The organism is Methanohalobium sp., from assembly GCF_018609725.1.
In the GTDB taxonomy this organism is placed as follows: Archaea; Halobacteriota; Methanosarcinia; order Methanosarcinales; family Methanosarcinaceae; genus Methanohalobium.
In genome coordinates this window covers 1-4,962 of record NZ_JAHENT010000060.1, presented here as the reverse complement: position 1 = coordinate 4,962, position 4,962 = coordinate 1, and the positions used below count along the sequence as shown (strand labels likewise).

General features: G+C 37.0%; 3 protein-coding genes. All 3 read left to right on the top strand.

What is annotated here, in order from left to right:
- On the top strand, positions 1 to 1,238 hold a 1,238-nt coding region (locus tag QZ276_RS03650), incomplete at its 5' end, for a replication factor C large subunit (protein WP_292485378.1).
- A 299-nt stretch (positions 1,239 to 1,537) separates the two neighbouring features.
- Positions 1,538 to 3,406, top strand: coding sequence for a DNA topoisomerase VI subunit B (locus QZ276_RS03645; RefSeq protein WP_292485377.1), 1,869 nt, complete (start codon positions 1,538 to 1,540; stop codon positions 3,404 to 3,406).
- Position 3,407: 1 nt separating this feature from the next.
- Positions 3,408 to 4,520 (top strand): DNA topoisomerase IV subunit A, encoded by a 1,113-nt coding sequence (locus QZ276_RS03640; protein WP_292485375.1) that lies wholly within the window; start codon positions 3,408 to 3,410, stop codon positions 4,518 to 4,520.
- Positions 4,521 to 4,962 lie beyond the last annotated feature (442 nt).

The window sequence follows — 4,962 nt, the reverse complement described above, 5'->3', positions numbered from 1 at the left end:
TTGCAGGTTCTGCATCAAAAACAGGCTCACTGTTTGGTTCAGGCGGGAAAAGGTTGATTGTACTTGATGAAGCTGATAACCTGCACGGTACCAATGATCGTGGCGGAGCCCGTGCTATCTCCGAGACAATTAAAAAAACCAACCAACCAGTAGTTTTGATAGCAAACGATGTCTATGGTTTAGCATCATCTATTCGAAATCAATGCTTCGAGATTAAATTCAACAATGTACAGACAAGGTCTATAGCCTCCGCCCTTAAAAAAATCTGTAAAAAAGAAGATATAAACTGTGACGATGAATCAATTGAAAAGCTGGCACAGGATTCGGATGGTGACGTACGCAGTGCTATAAACGACCTCCAGGCAGCAGTATCCGGAAACGAACTCCATATTGAGGATATAGCTACCTCACAGAGGGATACAGAGGAATCCATTTTCAAAGTTTTAACCAAAATTTTTAAAGGTCATGATATTAACGAAGCCCTAAATGCTACCTACGGTATTGATGAAAGCCCTGAAGATATGGTTCACTGGATTGATGAAAACCTGCCTGCACAGTATAAACATGAAATTGATGACATAAAGTCTGGTTATGGCTATCTTTCAAAAGCAGACATATATCTTGGAAGAGTTCGAAACAGACAGAATTACCGGTTGTGGCGTTATGCTAATATACTCATGATTGGCGGAATGGTGGTTTCCAGATCCCAGAATTATAAGGGTTTTATCAAATTCAGTCCTCCTTCATACTGGAGGAAACTGGGACAGATGCGTGCAAAACGTGATCTTAGAGACAATATCGCATCCAAAATCGCTCAACATAATTATAAATCCATCCGTCATGTACGGTCAAACCTGACACCTGTATACACCCAATTGTTAAAAGATGATGATTATGCAGTTGATATAACTGCTGACCTGAACCTATCACTGGATGAGTTAGCCTATTTGACAGGGAGTAAAAAGACCACAAAAAGGCTTAAAAATATACACCAAAAAGCAGAATCAATGGTCGAAAATCCGTCAGAATGCGATTCATTTTCTACTTACAGTTCCAGTAACAAAAAAACATCCAGCAAAAAAAAGAATTCCAAACTGGATGAATCCAAATTCGATAAAAACGAAAATATTCAGACAACCAGTAAAACAGAAGATAAAACGAGCCAGTCTGATGACCGGTCCGAAAACGATGATAAAAAATCACAGGATAAATCGCAAAAATCTCTTTTTGATTTTTAAATAAGGGTAGAGGAGCGGGTTGGGGAGTGGGGGTTAATAAAAAAAGTTTATTTTTAACCCGCTCTTCATTAAATATATAGGTTTACTTGCTATAAAAAACTTTGTATATGGTCATCATTATAATAATGATTTAAAATAATCTAATAAAATGTTTTCAAAAATCTTAATAAAATATCGCTATATGCCTTCTTTAGTAAAAACTAAATCCATGCTTAATTGTCATGTAAATGTATTTTAGTTTAATTATATATGATAATTATATTAATAAAAAAAATATTAACCTAAAAGGTAGTACAATCATGTCATCCCCAATAGCAGAAGAACTTGCAAAAAATCAGCAAACCATAAGCGTTGCGGAATTTTTTGAAAAAAACAGACAGATTCTTGGATTTGATTCAGCCCCCAGATGTCTTATTACAACTGTAAAAGAAGCTGTTGATAACGCACTGGATGCTGCAGAAGAATCAGATATACTTCCCGATATTTTACTACAGATTGAGCGAACTGGTAAAGACACGCTTGCTGTAATAATCGAGGATAATGGTCCTGGTATTGTCAGAGAGCAGATACCCAAAGTATTTGCAAAACTATTGTATGGTTCAAGGTTTCATGCATTGAAGCAGAGTCGAGGTCAGCAGGGTATTGGTATATCTGCAGCAGTATTATATTCCCAGCTTACAACAGGTCTTCAGACAAAGATTGTTTCAAAAATAGGTCCAGAATCACCAGCCCATTATTATGAAGTGATGATTAATACCAGTACTAACGACCCTGAAATTTTGAAGGATGAAATTGCTGACTGGGACCGACCTCATGGTACAAGGGTTGAAATGGAGATGGAAGCATCTTATGTCAAGGGTCGAAGACAATCAATACAGGAATATTTAAAAGCAACTGCAATTGTGAACCCCCATGCGCGTTTAACATTGATTGAACCCGATGGCAATGAAATTGTTTTTGAGCGTGTAACTGATAAATTACCCAAAGCTCCGGATGAAATCCTTCCTCACCCCCATGGAATTGAAATGGGTACTTTGATGAAGATGTTAAGATACACTGAACGCCAAAAACTTGGTGCTTTTCTGCGTTATTCGTTTTCAAAAATAGGTCTCAATACTGCGGAAGAGATTTGTAAGACTGCAGGGCTCAATTTTGAAAAAGAACCTCGTGAAATCACAAGACTTGAAGCTAAAAAATTGTTGGAGGCTTTTTCAAAGGTTAAAATTATGTCACCCCCTACCAATTGCCTTTCTCCGATAGGTGAAAAATTAACATACAAAGGGTTGAACAAAGAATTCAATGTAGATTTTATAGCAACCACAACCCGTTCTCCATCGGTATATTCAGGAAATCCGTTTATAGTTGAGGTAGGTATAGCATACGGTGGTGACCTCCCAAAAGATGACAAAATCGACATAATGCGTTTTGCAAATCGTGTCCCTCTTCTCTATCAACAGGGCGGATGTGTAACTACTCATGCAGTAGAATCCATTAAATGGAAACAATACGGATTGAACCAGCCGGGTGGAGGAATCCCAACAGGTCCAGCGGTTATACTTGTTCATGTTGCATCTACTAATGTGCCCTTTACTTCTGAATCTAAAGATGCCATTGCAGATATACCCGAAATTAAAGATGAAATTGAGCTTGGTATAAAGGATGTAGCAAGAAAATTAAACCGCTACATTAACCGTCAGGGTACGCTCAAAAAACGACGTGAAAAAGAAGTAATCATTACCAAGGTTCTGCCAAATATGGCTTCAACACTTGCAGAAACACTTGACAGGGAAGAACCAGATATTAACCCAGTAGTGGCAAAAATTATGGGCAATGTTCTGGTAAACAGACAGTTCAGCAGAAACGAAGACAACAGTGTGGATGTTTCCATACGAATAGTTAATTACGCTAACAAATCCCATGAATTCGATTTGCATGAGATGTTACCCTACGGGATAAAGAATGCAAGCCCTGAACCTAAGACTACTTCTCTTGGTGATGATTTTGATTATAAATGGACGCTTAACATTCCATCTAATTCTTCCAAGGTTATAAACTATTCAATTGTGTCAATAACAGATGATGAATTGTCCCGTCTTCCTTCTGTAACAATTGAAGGAATTGAAGACGAACTTGTCACTGGTGCAAAAGCGATAAAGGAGATTGTTTAAAATGGGTAACAGTTCTGAATCACCTCATCAGAAAGAACATGATTCTGTGGCAAAAGATAGACTGATGGGTATTGCCAGAAAATTATATGACCAGTTTGTAGAAGGTATTATTCCTCATGTAACCCTACCCAGCCGTACAAAAGGTAATATTGAATACAACAGTAACAGTGATGTATGGGTTTACGGTGGTCGTGAAAGCGAACGTAGTGCAAAGACAACAAAGGGTTCTTATCAACTGTTAAAAACATCAAAAACCATTGATTTTGTTATGAACAATCATCTGGGACAAAATCGTGGTTCTACTTTAAGAGAATTGTATTATATTTCTGAAAACTGGGGAGTTGCTAAATTCCGTGAACAGCCAGAAAGCGATAAACTGGTTGAAGACCTTGAGATAATCACAAACCTGCAGCGTGAATATTTCCACATGCGTCCAGAAGAGGATGGAGCAACATTATTCGGACCTCTGAAACTCAGGGAAGAAACAAAACGTGGTGCAAGGACAATTCACTGTCAGGAAGATATCGGAGAAAGCGGTTACCAGATTCCTTTTAATGTGGAAAATATTGAATTTCTGGAAAATAATGCCAATTTTATAATCGCAATAGAAACCGGCGGTATGTACGCAAGACTTATTGAAAACGGGTTTGATGAAAAATACAATGCTGTACTTGTTCACCTTAAAGGTCAACCTGCCCGTTCTACAAGAAGGATTATCAAACGCATGAACGAGGAACTCGGAATACCTGTTCTGGTGTTTACCGACGGTGACCCATGGTCTTATCGCATTTATGCATCCATTGCCTATGGTGCAATAAAAAGCGCTCATCTTTCTGAATTTATGGCAACACCCAACGCCAAGTTTCTGGGACTGCAACCTACAGACATTGTAGAATACGAATTATCCACCGATAAACTGACAGAAAAAGATGTAGAAGCTCTCAGAAGTGAGCTTTCAGACCCAAGATTTGAAACCGACTACTGGAAAGAACAGATAGAGCTCCAGCTTGATATCAAGAAAAAGGCAGAACAACAGGCTTTTGCTGGAAAAGGTCTGGATTTTGTGACCGAAACCTATCTACCAGACAGGTTGAAAGATCTGGGTATTATTTAAATTAAAAACAAATTAACGTTTGAATATATTGAAATCAAAAAGTGGAGATGGTAGATCACTTATCAATTTTTCAAATTTTTTATTATTTTTCGTTCTATCTACTGATTTATCAGGAATAACAGAAAAATTATTTTTCAGTTGATTGAATATACTATAAAAGTCATTGTGACTATTTTCTAATTGGCTTATATTAACTCTTATTCGATTAATGTCAGTTTTAAACCTTAGTTTTATGTATTCCATTTCTTTTTCAGATATAGTCATTTTTAACCGTAAAATTGATTAATAATAATATCATTTATTATTATCAGATAATAAAATGAAGGCTGGCGATGTTCTAAAAACACTAAGAATAACAAGACCTACATTGTATAGATATGTGAACAACGGTTATATCAAACGAACACTATTACCAAATGGTCAGTATGAATATGATGATGAA

What these genes read in the sequence shown, in the direction of transcription:
- QZ276_RS03645 (WP_292485377.1), top strand. Translation starts at nt 1,538, where the DNA reads ATGTCATCCCCAATAGCAGAAGAACTTGCAAAAAATCAGCAAACCATA.
- QZ276_RS03640 (WP_292485375.1), top strand. Translation starts at nt 3,408, where the DNA reads ATGGGTAACAGTTCTGAATCACCTCATCAGAAAGAACATGATTCTGTG.